General features: G+C 51.6%; 23 protein-coding genes. 4 read left to right on the forward strand and 19 right to left on the reverse strand.

The window, feature by feature from the left end; all coding sequences use genetic code 11:
- Window positions 1–143 precede the first annotated feature (143 nt).
- The 3 genes from argS to BW941_RS11680 all read left to right on the forward strand — a co-directional run bounded on the left by argS (window position 144) and on the right by BW941_RS11680 (window position 3,385).
- The gene (gene argS, locus BW941_RS11670) at window positions 144–1,829 is read left to right on the forward strand and encodes an arginine--tRNA ligase (protein ID WP_076516276.1); all 1,686 of its coding nucleotides are present in this window, start codon (window positions 144–146) and stop codon (window positions 1,827–1,829) included.
- A 65-nt stretch (window positions 1,830–1,894) separates the two neighbouring features.
- The gene (locus BW941_RS11675; RefSeq protein ID WP_076516279.1) at window positions 1,895–2,437 is read left to right on the forward strand and encodes an SPOR domain-containing protein; all 543 of its coding nucleotides are present in this window, start codon (window positions 1,895–1,897) and stop codon (window positions 2,435–2,437) included.
- 81 nt (window positions 2,438–2,518) lie between these two features.
- On the forward strand, window positions 2,519–3,385 hold the full coding sequence (locus BW941_RS11680) for an alpha/beta fold hydrolase (RefSeq protein ID WP_076516282.1): 867 nt from the start codon (window positions 2,519–2,521) through the stop codon (window positions 3,383–3,385).
- Window positions 3,386–3,650: 265 nt separating this feature from the next.
- On the opposite strand, the gene BW941_RS11685 is transcribed toward BW941_RS11680, so the two are convergent.
- Entirely contained in the window at window positions 3,651–4,553 is a 903-nt protein-coding gene (locus tag BW941_RS11685) for a DUF4382 domain-containing protein (protein ID WP_084188901.1), read from the reverse strand.
- Window positions 4,554–5,369: 816 nt separating this feature from the next.
- Here BW941_RS11685 and BW941_RS11690 point away from each other — a divergent pair.
- Window positions 5,370–6,071 carry a hypothetical protein gene (locus BW941_RS11690; RefSeq protein ID WP_076516284.1) on the forward strand — a complete coding sequence of 234 codons (702 nt, stop codon included), beginning with the start codon at window positions 5,370–5,372 and terminating at the stop codon, window positions 6,069–6,071.
- Between the two features lie 128 nt (window positions 6,072–6,199).
- Here BW941_RS11690 and BW941_RS18095 read toward each other — a convergent pair whose 3' ends face one another.
- From BW941_RS18095 to BW941_RS11770, 18 genes are all read right to left on the reverse strand, one after another.
- The gene (locus BW941_RS18095; protein WP_076516286.1) at window positions 6,200–6,937 is read right to left on the reverse strand and encodes a DUF6538 domain-containing protein; all 738 of its coding nucleotides are present in this window, start codon (window positions 6,935–6,937) and stop codon (window positions 6,200–6,202) included.
- A 178-nt stretch (window positions 6,938–7,115) separates the two neighbouring features.
- Window positions 7,116–7,313, reverse strand: coding sequence for a hypothetical protein (locus tag BW941_RS11700; RefSeq protein WP_139325832.1), 198 nt, complete (start codon window positions 7,311–7,313; stop codon window positions 7,116–7,118).
- Complete coding sequence (locus BW941_RS17835; protein ID WP_175607902.1) at window positions 7,310–7,471, reverse strand: hypothetical protein; 162 nt, start codon at window positions 7,469–7,471, stop codon at window positions 7,310–7,312. Before BW941_RS17835 ends, BW941_RS11700 begins: the two co-directional genes overlap by 4 nt.
- Window positions 7,464–7,949, reverse strand: coding sequence for a structural protein (locus tag BW941_RS11705; protein WP_217693597.1), 486 nt, complete (start codon window positions 7,947–7,949; stop codon window positions 7,464–7,466). The genes BW941_RS17835 and BW941_RS11705 overlap by 8 nt, the downstream gene beginning before the upstream one ends.
- Entirely contained in the window at window positions 7,946–8,446 is a 501-nt protein-coding gene (locus BW941_RS11710) for a hypothetical protein (protein ID WP_076516291.1), read from the reverse strand. Before BW941_RS11710 ends, BW941_RS11705 begins: the two co-directional genes overlap by 4 nt.
- Complete coding sequence (locus tag BW941_RS11715; RefSeq protein WP_076516294.1) at window positions 8,443–8,646, reverse strand: hypothetical protein; 204 nt, start codon at window positions 8,644–8,646, stop codon at window positions 8,443–8,445. The genes BW941_RS11710 and BW941_RS11715 overlap by 4 nt, the downstream gene beginning before the upstream one ends.
- The gene (locus BW941_RS11720) at window positions 8,646–9,035 is read right to left on the reverse strand and encodes a hypothetical protein (protein ID WP_076516297.1); all 390 of its coding nucleotides are present in this window, start codon (window positions 9,033–9,035) and stop codon (window positions 8,646–8,648) included. The genes BW941_RS11715 and BW941_RS11720 overlap by 1 nt, the downstream gene beginning before the upstream one ends.
- Window positions 9,035–9,577 (reverse strand): hypothetical protein, encoded by a 543-nt coding sequence (locus BW941_RS11725; protein ID WP_076516299.1) that lies wholly within the window; start codon window positions 9,575–9,577, stop codon window positions 9,035–9,037. Before BW941_RS11725 ends, BW941_RS11720 begins: the two co-directional genes overlap by 1 nt.
- Window positions 9,570–10,049, reverse strand: a complete 480-nt coding sequence (locus BW941_RS11730; protein WP_076516301.1) for a hypothetical protein — start codon at window positions 10,047–10,049, stop codon at window positions 9,570–9,572. Before BW941_RS11730 ends, BW941_RS11725 begins: the two co-directional genes overlap by 8 nt.
- Window positions 10,049–10,237, reverse strand: coding sequence for a hypothetical protein (locus BW941_RS11735; RefSeq protein ID WP_076516303.1), 189 nt, complete (start codon window positions 10,235–10,237; stop codon window positions 10,049–10,051). The genes BW941_RS11730 and BW941_RS11735 overlap by 1 nt, the downstream gene beginning before the upstream one ends.
- Entirely contained in the window at window positions 10,234–10,401 is a 168-nt protein-coding gene (locus tag BW941_RS17840; protein ID WP_175607903.1) for a hypothetical protein, read from the reverse strand. Before BW941_RS17840 ends, BW941_RS11735 begins: the two co-directional genes overlap by 4 nt.
- The gene (locus tag BW941_RS11740) at window positions 10,401–10,682 is read right to left on the reverse strand and encodes a hypothetical protein (RefSeq protein WP_076516305.1); all 282 of its coding nucleotides are present in this window, start codon (window positions 10,680–10,682) and stop codon (window positions 10,401–10,403) included. Before BW941_RS11740 ends, BW941_RS17840 begins: the two co-directional genes overlap by 1 nt.
- Window positions 10,683–10,731: 49 nt before the next feature.
- The gene (locus BW941_RS11745; RefSeq protein ID WP_076516307.1) at window positions 10,732–11,520 is read right to left on the reverse strand and encodes a major capsid protein P2; all 789 of its coding nucleotides are present in this window, start codon (window positions 11,518–11,520) and stop codon (window positions 10,732–10,734) included.
- A gap of 291 nt (window positions 11,521–11,811) precedes the next feature.
- A complete protein-coding gene (locus BW941_RS11750; protein ID WP_076516309.1) occupies window positions 11,812–12,462 on the reverse strand; it encodes a type IV secretory system conjugative DNA transfer family protein in 651 nt (216 codons plus the stop codon).
- Entirely contained in the window at window positions 12,440–12,895 is a 456-nt protein-coding gene (locus BW941_RS11755) for a hypothetical protein (RefSeq protein ID WP_076516311.1), read from the reverse strand. Before BW941_RS11755 ends, BW941_RS11750 begins: the two co-directional genes overlap by 23 nt.
- Window positions 12,879–13,145 carry a hypothetical protein gene (locus BW941_RS11760; protein ID WP_076516313.1) on the reverse strand — a complete coding sequence of 89 codons (267 nt, stop codon included), beginning with the start codon at window positions 13,143–13,145 and terminating at the stop codon, window positions 12,879–12,881. Before BW941_RS11760 ends, BW941_RS11755 begins: the two co-directional genes overlap by 17 nt.
- Window positions 13,135–13,377: a hypothetical protein gene (locus BW941_RS11765; RefSeq protein ID WP_076516315.1), complete on the reverse strand. Its 243-nt coding sequence runs from the start codon at window positions 13,375–13,377 to the stop codon at window positions 13,135–13,137. Before BW941_RS11765 ends, BW941_RS11760 begins: the two co-directional genes overlap by 11 nt.
- A 49-nt stretch (window positions 13,378–13,426) precedes the next feature.
- Window positions 13,427–15,073, reverse strand: coding sequence for a replication endonuclease (locus tag BW941_RS11770; RefSeq protein ID WP_076516317.1), 1,647 nt, complete (start codon window positions 15,071–15,073; stop codon window positions 13,427–13,429).
- Window positions 15,074–15,169: the final 96 nt, after the last annotated feature.

Here is a 15,169-nt window from a genome sequence, read left to right on the forward strand (position 1 = left end):
CGGTTCAGGCACTGTTGCTGGCGTTATTAACGGTGCTGGTAACGGCGCCATTATCGACGTAGTTGCGTGCTTCAACCTTTGCGCTAATTTTGCGATAATCCGCCCCCTTCTGAATAACACACTTCTCCGGGCCGGATCTCAATATGAAACCTCAGATTGCCGAGTTACTTAGTGCCGCTGTCAGCGTTCTGAAAGAGCAGAATGTACTTCCAGCAGACCTTGAACCGCGAATTCAGGTCGATAACACCCGCGATAAAGCACACGGTGACCTGGCAACCAATCTGGCGATGATGCTGGCAAAGCCTGCTGGTAAGAATCCACGTGAGCTTGCCCAGCTGGTGGTCGATGCGCTGCCAGAAAGCAGCCTCGTCGAAAAAACCGAAATCGCTGGCCCAGGTTTTATCAATTTCTATCTGAGTGATGAATCAACGTCGTCACTGGTTAAGGCCGTTCTGGATCAGAAAAACGACTATGGTCGCTCTGATGTTGGCCAGGGCAAAAAGGTGCAGGTCGAATTTGTGTCGGCCAACCCAACCGGGCCACTGCATATCGGTCATGGTCGTGGTGCCGCGGTCGGTGACTGCCTGTGCCGCTTGCTCGAAGCAACCGGCTGGGATGTGACGCGCGAGTTCTACTACAACGATGCAGGTCAGCAGATTAACAACCTGGCCCTTTCAGTACAGGCGCGCTGCAAAGGCCTGACACCGGATGACCCTAGTTGGCCGGAAGACGGCTATCGCGGAGAGTACATCATCGATCTCGCCGAAAGCTTTATGCGAGGTGATACCGTATCGTCTGAAGATCAGAGCTTCACAGGCACGAAAGACGCTGAAGACCTTGAAGGTATCCGCCACTTTGCCGTTGCCTACCTGCGGAACGAGCAGGATCTTGATCTGAAAGCTTTCGGTGTCGACTTTGATGTCTACTTCCTTGAATCCTCGCTCTACACCGAGGGCAAAGTCGAAGAAGCCGTTCAGACGCTGATTAAAAATGGTTACACCTACGAAGATGGCGGGGCTCTCTGGCTGCGCACCACCGACTTTGGCGACGACAAAGACCGTGTAATGCGTAAAACAGACGGTGGTTACACCTACTTCGTACCGGATGTGGCCTACCACCTGAACAAATGGCAGCGTGGTTTTACTCGCGTAATTAACGAGCAGGGTGCCGATCACCACTCAACCATTACCCGTGTGCGTGCAGGTCTACAGGCGCTGAAGGCTGGTATTCCAGAAGGCTGGCCGGGTTATGTACTGCACCAGATGGTGACAGTGATGCGTGGTGGTGAAGAAGTTAAGATCTCCAAGCGTGCGGGCAGCTACGTTACTCTGCGTGATCTGATCGACGAAGTCGGTCGCGATGCCACCCGTTACTTCCTCGCAGCCCGTAAGGCCGATGGTCAGCTGACGTTTGATATCGACCTGGCGCGCTCTCAGTCGTCGGACAACCCTGTGTACTACGTTCAGTACGCGCATGCGCGGGTATGCTCGATTTTCCGCAAACTGGCTGAAGCAGGTCAGAGCTGGGATGCTGAAACGGGACTTGCGGCTTTGGGCGCTCTGACGCTTGAGACAGAAAAAGAAATGATGGTTAAGGTCGGTCGCTTCCCTGAAGTCGTGCGTCGCGCCGCCGATGCGAGCGAACCTCATCAGATTGCTAACTTCCTGAGAGAACTGGCCGGTGATTTCCACACCTGGTACAACTCAGAGAAAACCCTGGTAGATGATGCCGACCTGCGTAACGCGCGTTTGGCTCTGGCGGAGTCTGTGCGTCAGGTTCTGCATAACGGCCTGTATCTTTTGGGTGTCAGTGCACCGGAAGAAATGTAATCGGTCACAGTAATACCGGAAGAGTATGGTAGTGTGATCGCGAAAGTATTTCCCTGGGTAAGTTGATGTCTGATAACAGCTCTAAAGTACCGGCCTGGGTGTGGGTAACCACACCCGCTATCGCTATCGGTTTTGTCGGTTTTATTTTTTATCTCTCGACGATTCCGGCGGGCGACGAACTCGAAGCCGTTCGTGGTGATGCGCGTAAAGTACTTGAAGAAAGCGCGGCAAAAGCTCGCGAAGACGCGGCTATAATCGAGAGTAAGGTGAAACCTTCTTATGATTTTTACCGCCTGCTGGAAAAGCAGACCGTTGAAGTACCTGACGTCGAAGAGTACAAATCGACCCCAAAAGACGCTGCCGCCAAGTATGAGTATCGTCTTCAGGCAGGCTCGTTCCGCTCAGACAGTGATGCGGACCGTATGCGTGCAGAGCTGATTCTCGAAGGCTTACCCGCTTACCTTGAAAGCAGTGCGGTCAATGGTTCAACCTGGCACCGTGTATTTGTCGGACCTTATACCGACCGCTCCAAACTCAATAAAGCTCAGGACATTCTCGTCAGCCGTAATGTCAGCCCACTGGTGCTGAAACAGAAAGTCAGCGACTGAGATCAATTACAGGCTGGCTTTACCTTGCCGGGCTTCCCGGGCTGTGTAACATTGAACACATAGCCCTCAGAGGAATCGTCCATGGCATTGGAAACCCACACTCACTTCTACAGTGTTGAGACACCCGAAGGTCGTAAGCAACTGGCTTTCCAGATGTGGCAGCGATCTGCCTCTGAGGCAGCCCCTGTTTTGATCTGTGTTCACGGGCTTACCCGAAATCGCCATGATTTTGACGAAATAGCCTCTGCGCTCGCCTCCCATTATCGTGTGGTCACGGTAGATATGATCGGCCGCGGTGACAGCGACTGGCTGAGCGACCCTAGTCACTACGGATATCCGCTCTATGTCAGCCTTATGCAGCAGCTGATGACTCACCTCGCAGACATCACAGGCGAAGACCGTTTTGACTGGCTCGGTACTTCAATGGGGGGCCTGATCGGTATGATGATTGCAGCCAGTCCGGCGACTCAGATAGACCGTCTGGTGCTTAATGACATCGGCCCCGAGATCCCGGTGGCTGGGTTAAAAAGGTTGGCGGATTATGTTGGGCAAGCGCCTGCCTTTTCGTCACTGGGAGAGGTAGAAGACTATCTGCGTGTCATTGCTGCCGGGTTTGGTCAGTTGACCGATGCTCAGTGGCGCACAATGGCGACTCACGCTGCGCGTAAGGACGAATCAGGTAACTGGCGGCTGACCTATGATCCCGCGATCAGTAATGCGTTTGACGGTCTCAGTGAGGATATCGATCTGACCGGTATCTGGAAGTTGCTATCCTGCCCTGTGCTGGTGATCCGGGGAGAGCAATCAGACCTCCTGACCGAGGAGGGGCTGGCACGTATGTGTGAGCGGCAGAATACCTACCATGTCACTATTCCTAACGCGGGTCATGCGCCGGCCTTATTGTCGGACGAAGAGATCTCTGCAGTGCGCGATTTTTTGACGACGTAACCGAATGTAAGGCTCGCAAACAACAAAAAGCCACAGACTGTATCTGGAAGAATTACCGCTCATGGTTCTTACTATAAACAGTCGTTCAATGGTTTCAGGATTGCGGGCAATGGAAGAAACAGAACTCAGCCAACCGGCGTTTTTACATGTTCACATTATCGGTGCGTTCGCGTCAGCCAGCATACTCATGTTGGTGATGTTAGTGGGCTGAAAAGGGGAGGGGGTGTAGTGGCACCTCCTTGTGCCATAACTTGCGTCGAAACGCTTATTCAGGGTTAGCATCTACCGTTACTGTACCGTCGGTTTCGATGGTAACTACCGCACTTACGAAGCTGAAACCTTCGCCCTGACCAAATTCTTCGTCATCCACTTCCGGATCATCCAGTTCAGCCTGACATGTCACAGCGACAGTGTAATCGCCTGGTGTCAGGTAAGACGCTGTGTACGAAAGTTCAGCATCGACTGACGCTGTTGCCACTGGCTCGTCATCGGTTCCCAGGTCGTCTGGTTCTGTAACCTCACCTTCATAGACATACACGGCTTTCGTGTCTTCGCTGTTGCAAAGTTCAGAAGATAAGGTGCCGGTAATTGAACCGTAATCGGCCAGATCAATTAAACGGATCGTCGGACGAAGCTTGTATTCACCGGTACCTGTCACTGTAATCGCCTTACGCAGGTCGAAGTCCAGCATGAAAGAGACTGACTCATCGGCAGTCACAGTGAAACCACTGACGAGTTTCAGACCCGTCTGCTCGCCGCTTGGAATCTCAAGCTCAAACGAGCCATCGGCAAATGAAATATAAGTATCGCTATTTCCTTCGGTGTCTACCATCAAGCGGATCTGTGAATATTCACCTGCTTCAACTTCAAAGTCAGTGAATAGTTCCACGCTGTTGCCAGCCTGATAATCCAACAGGTTAATCTGCTTTGGCTCATCGAACGTCAGTTCTTCCTGTGTTTCATCATCTTTAATCAGAACAACACCAGAGAACTGAACATATACGCCAAGTGCTGAATTTACCGGCGCATCGGTCACACTCATGGATACTTTACCGGTCTCGCCGTCATCATCATTACTGCTGCTATCACCACCGCAGCCAGTCAGAATTAAAGCCGACGTCGCGACTGCCAGAAGTGACGGTTTCAGTGAACCAGAAGAAATAAACATACATACTCCAAAATCAATGAGGTTACTTATCTGTACGCGTATTTATCTAAAGGTTCCTATATTTTTTACGGAACTTTTCGTTGAAGTGGTGTGGGTCGATCTATCATCAAGCAATACACGGCTGTAGGCAGCTCTGCTCACCATACGTCGCGGTGGTTTGTCTCAGGCAATAAAAAAAGCCCGTATATTTCTGTACAGGCTTTTGGAATAGGCGGACAAATCTGATGGGATCAGATTTGCACGGCCGGAGGGGCAAAGCCAGGGATGTCTTTGATGAATCGAACAAGTTCGATGGAGTGCTTCCCTTTCTTGTAAGCAATAAAAAAGCCCGTACATTTCTGTACGAGCTTTTCGAATAAGTGGTGCACAGAGGCGGACATCGAACGGGGGCGCCCAGCTCACCGACACGTGTGACGGTGTTTCTTTCAGGCAACAAAAAGCCCCGCATATAGCGAGGTTCTTTGTAGAAAAAAGTGGTGCCCAGAGGCGGACATCGAACGGGGGCGCCCAGCTCACCGACACGTGTGGCGGTGTTTCTTTCAGGCAACAAAAAGCCCCGCATATAGCGAGGCTCTTTGTAGAAATAAGTGGTGCCCAGAGGCGGAATCGAACGGGGGCGCCCAGCTCACCGACACAGGTAATATCCCTTCATATCCCGCATTCTAACTGACGTGGGTTCAATTGTCAGCGCTAGTTTGTACCAGTTTTTTGTACCAGTTTTCCCTGAGGATAAGTAAGTGCTGTTAGACTATGGCGTAGTTTGAACGTAAGATTTAGCGCCATACCAAGGAACAGGTGTTTAGCAACAGGTACGATATGATCAAAATCTTTTTAGAGAACAGTGCCTATGCTGCGTTCGCAGTCTTTATCATATGTTGTACCGGTGCCTTGCTGCATCTCAGCGGGTTAGGAGCGTTTGCAGCAGATTTATTCATTTCGACCATAACGGCCCTTGCAACAGCAACAGCAGCATGGATGGCCGCAAGATCGGCGAAAGCAGCCAGAGAGTCTGCGAACCAATGGAAAGAGCAAAAACACTACGATAGAGAGTTAGATGCAATCATTGAGGTTCTCATCAGTTTCAGCGAATGGCGGAATACACTGAATCAGATTAGGCACAACGTCGCGTCTACTTCAATTGAAGTTACTCCTAGTAGCAGCGCATCGAGGGGATCTTGCCGGGGGCTCCGCGATTTAGATTTACCAGAGAACCTAATTCAGCACCTAAAAGCTTCCACCCGATTTAGGGCGGCTGTAGATCAAGCTAGAATATTGGGGACTTATGAGGAACTTGTCGTTAATGACGTCTATCGGCTGGATAAGTGGTTTACCAATGCCCTACAGCGATTAAACATCGTAAGGTCTGACCATACAGCATTTAATAATTCAGACATAAGGTACATCGCTGTTCTAGACCCGAAACGAGGTGATGATTGGTTCGGTAATGAACTACATGGCTCTTGGATAAATTTTGAACGCCGCTATCAAGACCTCCTCCATAAGAAAAAAGAAAAGTAAGTCCCCGAAGAAAGTAGTTAGTGGATTGAATCCGCTGACAAGCCCCCCAATAATACCTATAGGGCGCACTGAACCGCCCGGTTAACGTGTTTGGTTGTTCCTCTTCTAATACAGGACTAAGAATGTTCCTAAGTAGAAGAGCGATCAGACGTATTTTGAACGTAGTAAGAGCAATGCTCCGCGTATGCGGTCGAGATGACTTGAAGGCGCGCAGAACCGCGGGGAAAGTCCTTAGGACGGCCCTTGGAACCATCCGAATGCTTGCCCACATTAGGCTTATATGGAAGGTTCTGGAGCTTGTGGAGTGGCTTACAGACACCCTGATTTAACCATCTAAAGGTCTTCTCAGAGGCAGTCAGTAGATGCTTATGTATTATCGAGTCAGGCTCAGGACGCTGGTATTCAACTTCTAGTAGTACTTCATCTACCACTGGGGACAGTAGTTTCAAAATAGAGTTGAGATGAGCCTCTCTGCTATAGCTGATCTCAGCCAGGAGGTCTAGAGTAGTGATGTGATCCTCTGCATCACCTTGCACAGACAGGTATGCGTAAACCTCATCGGGGTTTTCATAGAGAGCATAACTAGCCCTGTTTTCCCAATGCTGAGCGAGTGCTTTGACCTCTTGAAGGCTAGAGAGCACTTTCGTGGCCTTTTGCAGTCGTACTCGTGCACGTTGGAATTCACCCTCAGCCTTGGCAGCTTCGACGATGAACATGGATTTAGCCGTGTGGGGGTCTCTGGTTTTAAGCGACGTCTTTAGCTCTCGCTTCCCTATGATAGGGCGGAGATCTTCAGGAACTACTCGTCGGAAATAATAAATACCAGATTTTGGATGCTTCCAGGGAGACGCCATGAGAATTCTCATTTGTACCAACCTTTTGTACCAATTTAAATGATACGAAGGTTTTTACCGTGTCCAGAAACAGAAAAACCCTGAAAAATCAGGGCTTTAGAATAAGTGGTGCCCAGAGGCGGAATCGAACCACCGACACGCGGATTTTCAACCCGTTCTGATACCTCCAGACACCCTGTAACGCCCGCCGCTACTGACATTGATTGCCGTTACTTGTGGTTGCTTTCGGAAAATGTGGCCCAAAAGTGGCCCAAACTTCGCGCAACGACTTAAACCCATGTTCCAGCGTCAACAGGCGACGATCAAAGCGCCAGAGCACAGCCAATAACCCCCAGATACCGACATCACCAGCCGCCGCCAGAGCCTCTAAAGCGCCCAGCTCCATCAATCAGCGCTCATAGCAATATCAACAGCAGAAACAACACCAGTTAGGACTTCAGGCGGCAACACAACCCCCACAGCACCCAGCCCCAGTGTCAGAAGGCCCGCAATCAACCGCTTACGCCCAAACCCAGCCAGAACACCCATAACCTTATCTTTACGCATTCTCGTAACCCTCCGTGGCCATAGCCACCCCTGTATTAATCAATTCGTCCGAGTACGGCTGAACTCCGTTCTCATGACGTGTAATCACAGCAACAAGCCCCGGCAGATGCTCCGCAACTTCGATTGTCTGATCAGGATGCACCCCCAGCGATTCAGCGACGTGACCGACATATGCCCCGGTGTCGTTTTCGTTTGGTGGTGCCCACCTGTTAATAAGTCCGCGCACGGTATCAATGCCATATAGAGCCTGATAGTTCATAAGAAGCTTTGACATAGCCCGAATTCCGTACTCTGGCGCGCCGAATATCGCAAACTGACCATCAGTGCCCGTCTGGCCATTCCAGAGGCTTCCCGTAGTCTCCCGGATATTGCCCGGATTGTTATTCCGCAGCCCACGCGGAGCAGTAGAAAGCGCAATTTTGCGACCGCCCAGGATAATAAACGCGGCAACGGCTGCCAATGTCATTACTGCTTTCACCCCATCTCCCTGAGACTGACATAGTCAATGGCGTCACCCTTACCGTTTACAGATAAACGCACCTCCGCCTCAACAACATCACTAGGAACATTAAACGCGGCTTTTCCCAACTGCCACCCACCTCTGTCAAATGTTATAAATCCTGCAGCAGTTGACGGGTAACCCAGAATTACATTCTCAACGACACTCCCCGCAGCATTCCGTAAAAACAGATCAACAACAACCCAACCAACAGAACCGCCCTTTGTAGCTCTAACCTCTAGCTCTAACTTAGAAAGTGCAGTTACCGCAATAATCTGACTGATTCGGTCTGTTCCGTACATTTGACCACCTTGCAGCACACTACCAACTACCGCAGGGCTTCCAGACAACGTCCAACCGTTCAGACCATTCGAAAAATCACCGTTACTAATCAGCTCGACACCGTGATACTCAGGTTGCGGAAACAGGAACGCCCCGGAATCAAACACATCAGGGATATACGCGGCCCGGCTCATTCTGAAACCTCATACAATCGACCGCTTTTAAACTCCAGTGCGACGCCTTCAGCGCGGCATTCTTTCACGCGCTCAAGCTGTCCTGTACTGATCTCGCCCGTCCCCGTTTCTTCGGTTTCCAGCAGATAGCACTGATCCTCTGGCAGTTCCTGATAACCGGTAACGATGCCCGTTTTTTTATCAAATGATACGAACGCCATCAGCCGACCCTCACAACTTTCATTATAAAAATATCCTGCCCCTCACTTAGGGTATAAACCCCCAGCGTGTCATAAGTTGTATTATGGCTCGCGCTCAGACGCCCCGCAGAACCGGACGCAATGGTCCCATGTGTCACGTGATCATTCACACCATCTGATGTTATTGAAAACATACCTACCAAATTTGGATTACTGGCGCCCGCATATCCCGCCGCGATCTCATAAATACCGTATTCAGAGGTAGAAATGTTGAATTGCGATGTTTCACCGCTGAAAACCACTTCAGAACGCGACGAATCAAACACCCCCGACAAATCAACATGGTTATTCACGGTCTCAGCTGTTACAGCTGCATTGATCTGCTCAGCAGTAATGGCGCGTACATACATCAGTTCAGATACTCCAGAATCTCGACCACTGTGTCACTGTCAGCACTGGCCCAAAGTGAACCCGACGCCTCGTGATTCAGCACGCCCGCGACTGTGAATGATGCCCCGCCCTGAGTACTTGCGATACGGATAGGCCCGGCAGGGGAAATAATCGCACATCGTCGATTAGTCACAGCGCCTGACAGAATTTCAAGCCCCGAAGGCCCGACAGTGTATGACCGAATATCACAGCTACCGGCAGCTGCGTTAATTTCCTCAGTATTGACGATCTCAACGGCCCCGGAATTAGATTCCAGATTGCCACGCGCAACAGTCGCAAGTGCCAGAGTTACGCTCTGATCCGCCCCGGTCTTGTTATGAACAAACAGTTTTCCAGCTTGCACTTCAAACGAAATATTATCGCCCTGGCTCGCTTCAACTTCTTCATTTTTATCAGTCTTGAGTACGATAGGCCCGCCCGACTTACGCACAACAACCCGTTGCACCTCTCCATAAATTGCCTGAGCCGATCCAGCAGGAATAAATAGATCACGATCAAGCACGAGCAACCCCCACGAGCAAAGATGCGCCAACAAGCCCAGCCATCAACATGACTATTTTCATAGTTTGATCTTGAGTTTCACGACCGACAGTCGAATAGATTTCATCCATTCGTTTATTATTCTGACTGATAGCTCCGAACGATTCAGCCCTCGCCGCGTCACTACTATCAATAGCACGTTCAAACACGCTCTCAGCAAACCCGAACGCTTGCCCCGTGTTATCGTCCAGAGAGTCGAGAACGCGGGACATACTCCCGCCCGCAAACTCTAACGCCATCTCCTGAGAATCCGCCATCCCATCAATTGCAGACTCTCCGAACTCGAACGCATTTTCTACAGCCCCATAATCTGAGGTCTGATGCACCACGTAGTTATTATTACCCGCAACGCCGCCGTCAGCCGCCTGATTCTGGCGCTGATCATAATTATTCGTCGTTGATTTAGACGAATTGCCACCACCGAAAAGCCCCATTACTTACGACTCCAGAAGTACAGCCCGACCACAGCCAGCGCCGCGAACATGACAGGCTTAGAAATACTGGCACCATCACTACCGCCCGAAAAAATAGAACCCATCTGAGGCCCTTTATTTCCGAACTGATCACCACCGCCAACGCCCGAACTGGTGGAATTTTGAAAACTTGAACCCTGAGGAATCATTTTTTTACCGCCCCTGAGTAATACATAAAAAGCGCGGCCCCAATGGTTACCGCCATGGCGATTTTTATAGAACCGTTCCCGGCCTCATTCAGGCCAGACCCCGCCATTTTCGTTCCCGCACCGACGCCCAACGCCCCGGCACCAATCAACAACAGCAGCGGCATTACTTCAACACCAACGCAAGCACCGCAACACCTACACCTACGGCGCTCCAGTTAATACCGCCTTTCGGTGTTGCCCCTACACCCTTACCAGCCACGCGCGAATCCTGAGCACCCGGAATAGCCGCCGCCGTTTTTTCAGCCTCAGCCTTAGCCACCGGATTACCACCCAGAAAATCCTGCTTAGTATCGGCCCACGCTTCCGAGACATACTCTCGACCTGTGGTTACAACGTCACCCCACATACTCGACGCGCCGCTTTTAATCTGATCCAGAAAATCCATACACCCCCCGATTTTCGGAAAAGAGGCCCGAAGGCCCCTCAGTTACCAGTTACGCCCACTGACGTGGCTCCAGCGCTTCCAGCTGCTCTACCAGAACCTCGATGTTCTGAGCGCCACCACTGGTTACGTCCAGACGGAAATTCAGGTTTTGATACGCTGTTTTCATCGCATCAATCAGCGGATAGTTACGTGCCGTAGGATCAAAGACAAAGAAGCCCGCCGGGATTTCCTTACCGCGCATTTTCAGAAGGTAGTCATTTCGCGCCTTTGACAGCTCATACGCAACAACGCCATTCTGCTTCACTTCGAGAGAGCCGATATTAGGCGACTCAAACCAAGCACGAAGAATGCGCGGCCCGCGTTCAATGGCGGTAAAGTCAATTTTACCGTTTGCACCCACCGGGATCGTATAACGCTCGAACGTACGCACGACCTCACGAACGCCGTTATGCTCAGCCACTTCAGCAAACGCCTTCAGCTCTGGCGCTACCGCGTTAGATGCAAACTTCACATCCAGCACGACATTATCACCCGGGCCAGTCGGCAGCCCGGTAAAGACCTGGCTTTGCAGTGGCACGGCATAATGAAGAGCCAGAGGCAGCGCAATAAAGTTACTGGAACCCTGAATCTTGTCATACGACAGCTGACGATCCAGCTCCGCCTTTGTCAGCTCAAACACAACTTTTGCATTCAGCTTAAGACGCACCCACTCGATCTTATTCGCTTGATTCGATTCAAGATGAATTTCGTTGTACTTCGGCCCAATATCCAGAGGCAGGTTAGCAACTTGCCCCGGCGCTACCGCTGAAAATGAACTCAGCTCAATATAATTCTGCATACAGCCCCCGCTTAGCCGATTGCGTCTTCAACAGCATCAACGTTATTTGATGCCCACACGACAGCCGCAGCGGCAGCAAGTGAGATTATCACAACGCGCATAGTTGTTTTATTCATAGGATTACCCCAAAAAGTTAATTAAACACCCAACCAAAGGAGCCTGAATTACATCCAGAAACTGAATAAAACGCACGCGCAGCGCCGTTCGTACGTACATACGAGAAAACGCCCAACGAAAAGTAACCGGGCACAAAAAAGGGCGCACAGTGCGCCCTTTTTTCCGTATGAATGTTTACTCAATAGGTTTTTTATTGCCCGATTTATCGAACGCGGCCCATTGTTCGCGACCCTTATATTTAACATGCTCATAATATGGGTCAGGCCTCAATTCTAAGAACACCTTTTCGGGGATGCCCGTCTCTTTTGCCATATACGCATGATCATCTGGCCGTTCAAGATACCCCACAAACAGCTTGTTTTTCTGGCGCATCAGGGTTTTATCAATCTCAGTCGGTGACTGCGCCCCGGCAAAGACTTTGCCTCCGTATTTCCGTACGCGCGTCAATATCTGATGCCATGCGGGCGGCGCTTTGCTCACAGTCGTCACACCCGCCAACTCGTCAACGATGATCGCACAAGGGCGGCGACAATCAGCGAGAGCGAATACCAGATTGCACCACCAGTTAAAATCAGCTTGACCGTTCCCCTGATACGTCAGTTTTACATTGCCTGAGCCACGCGCCAGACGATAGAACTCCGCCCGGTCAGTCGTACAGGTGAAGCCGTCCGACGAGTTGAACGCGCCCTCAGGATCGAACGCCAGCACACGCGGCAACGCCGCCGTATCCTTTTTGATATTGTGCGTTTTCCCCGATCCAGACGACCCGAAATAAGCCCGGATGTCTTTACTTGCTGACTCGTCAATCCGCTGATTCTGGCTCACCCTTCACCCCCTCATCATTTGCAGCATCACCGCCGCTCATATTACCCATTTTCGTCAGCATCAAGCGCGGCCCCACGATAGTGGCAGCAACTAGCCCCAAGTTACCGACAACCCCCAGATTTTCACCTGATGGCATATAGCGGTGGATCACCTGAGCACAAGCGACAGAAAGACGCTCGCAGTCTTCAGGCGGCAACTGCCAGTGATTACCCCACTTACTAGCCGCGACCTTAAAACCGATATCAGAGAAAACCCTGACGTTCTGCTCAATCACTGGATCATACGGAAACAGGATACCCCCGTTTTCCTCAATCTCCGCCACAGCTTCAGCAGTGGCGGACACTTCCCCGGCAGCCTTTCCCAATTCTGCTTCTATCCGATCAAGCTCCGCCTGATCCCCTAGGCTCCAGTATTGTTCAGCCGTTCCAATCATCTAACCAATCCTCCTTTTCCTTGGTTGATACTGGTTTTTTATACAGTGGTTGCACCTCCGGCTCAATGGCAGGAGGCGACACCGCCGCCGCTGGCTCGTACTGGTGTTTCTCAATATACGCCCGGTACATAGCACCTCTGGCATTGATAGGCCCGCAGCGCTGGCAGCTAATAAAGGGATCAAGCCGCGCATTTTTCTTAACAGCGGCCACACCCTCACAGAACGGACACTTAATTTTTTTATCCGACATTTTCCGCCACCTCTGCCAGCCCCTGAATCAGAGCCGCCAACGAATCCGCCAGCCCCTCAATAACGCCGATAGAGTCAGAAACGGCCTGTTCAGCCAGCGCCGCCTTTTTCTGAATCTCCAGCATACCCAGCGACTGCGCCTGACTGTTCACAGCTTGCAAACGCTCGATACCGTCGCGCACATCCTCAAGGCGTAAACGCCCCTCATCAATTAAATCAATTACATCAGCCATTTTTCCCACTCCCCGAACGGCTCCGCCGATTCGTTCCGTACAGTTATTGTCACAAGTCCAAGTTCGGCGGCTTCGCCGCCTCCTGATCCTCCGGCTCACGCCTTCGGATTTTCCACACCCGGTCACGGGTAATCAGGGCAGAGCGCCCCATGGCACGGCCCACAACTTGAAGCCATAGCCCAATCATTTTTTTAACCGGCTCACAGTAAGCGTTATCAAACTGGTCAGCCTCTTGATACAAGGGGCGTAATGTCTGCCCCTTGCGTTCAACCAATGGCCCACCCATCAGCTCAACAAAGCGCGCCCAGTCGCCACGATCCGCCGCCGCCCTCAGGTCATCAACGTCAGAATCTGGCAACTCGAACAACTCGCAATTCCGGCGCAGTTCCCGGTAAACCGTGACCGACACAGAGCCGATCTGCTGGAATTGACGAATACCCCAAACGGAGGCCCACGCACGCGCCCGGATAGCACCGTCAGCCCCGTGACAGTCTCCCTCATCGTCGTAATCAACGGCAAAACCGTCGATATTTTTCGCGACGTACTTAGCGATATATCCGGACGCCGTGCCTTTCTCTGGGTCAATAATCTTTGAATCCCACCGATACTTGTCAGCCCCTGGCTCGTCTCCGTCTTCTTCCATTGCGTAACGTCCGAACACGTCCAACGCCCGTCCAATAGAGTCAGCGGGCATAAACAGCATAAAGTGGAAATGGGGCGTCCCGTCATGGTGAGGCTCAGCAACCCGGAAACCAAAACAGCGAACACCAGAGCGCGCCCACTCCGCGCGGATTCGTGCCCAAACATCATTCAGATACTCCATACATTCGCGGGGCGTTGCCCCTTCATACTTCGGATTCAACCCACGACCGTGAGTAATTGCGTGATACTTCGACGGGCAGGTAAGGGTAAGAAAAACGCCGGTCAGCCCTAACCCGGTCGCGACTTCCTCATAACCGCGCATACGGACCATTAATTCATTGCGACGATTTACAGGGTTAGAAACAGAAGAGGCCACGCATTCATCCAGCGGAACAGAAACTGATTCGCCGTCAATCTCTGTCACCGCCTCCATGGCCTTGAGCGTCTCCGCGTTGCGGTGACTGGCTTTTTTCCAACGCTCCAGCGTGTAGTTACTCACGTACGCAGAACGCCCGGCACAGACGCCGCCAATCTCCCGCAATGTGGACTCAACACACCGACCAGTAACAGTGCGCAACTGACGCCGCCACCACTTAGCGTCAGACACACGAAGGGCAGCCGATACAATCTTTTTTGATATTGCTGCAGGAGTGTCCTTCTTTCCGATTTTCAGAGGGAAAACAACGCCCCCAGCCTCGCAGAACTCCTCTAACCGTCTGCGCACCGCGTCAGTGTCACCAACCCCCGCGGACTGGTGGTAAATACGCTCGCACAGCTCCGCCCGGACTTTTGCTATGTTGCATATAGACTCATCGTCCATAGCCGCCGATTTATAGCCATCAAAAACCAGAGAGTCAGACACGCGGCGCAATGCCTTATTCGCCACCACAGCGCCAAACGAGCGCGCCTGACGAGCGTGAAACGCCGTCAGGTACTGACTAACATGAAAGTGCTTAGCAAGAATCCCGGCGACAAACTCCGCGTTTTCCTGCTTCGCTTTATTGACCGGGGCGTTTTTGTGGTCGGATACCAGACAGAGAGGATTAGAGGTCATATCCCGAAAATCTCTGCATTAGTCATACCGGCTGCCCGCGCCTCACAAATCGGACATATAAGGGAAGGTGTGCAGCTTGTGACATCCAATCTCCAG

This window comes from Thalassolituus maritimus, from assembly GCF_900156675.1.
Classification (GTDB): Bacteria; Pseudomonadota; Gammaproteobacteria; order Pseudomonadales; family Oceanobacteraceae; genus Thalassolituus; species Thalassolituus maritimus.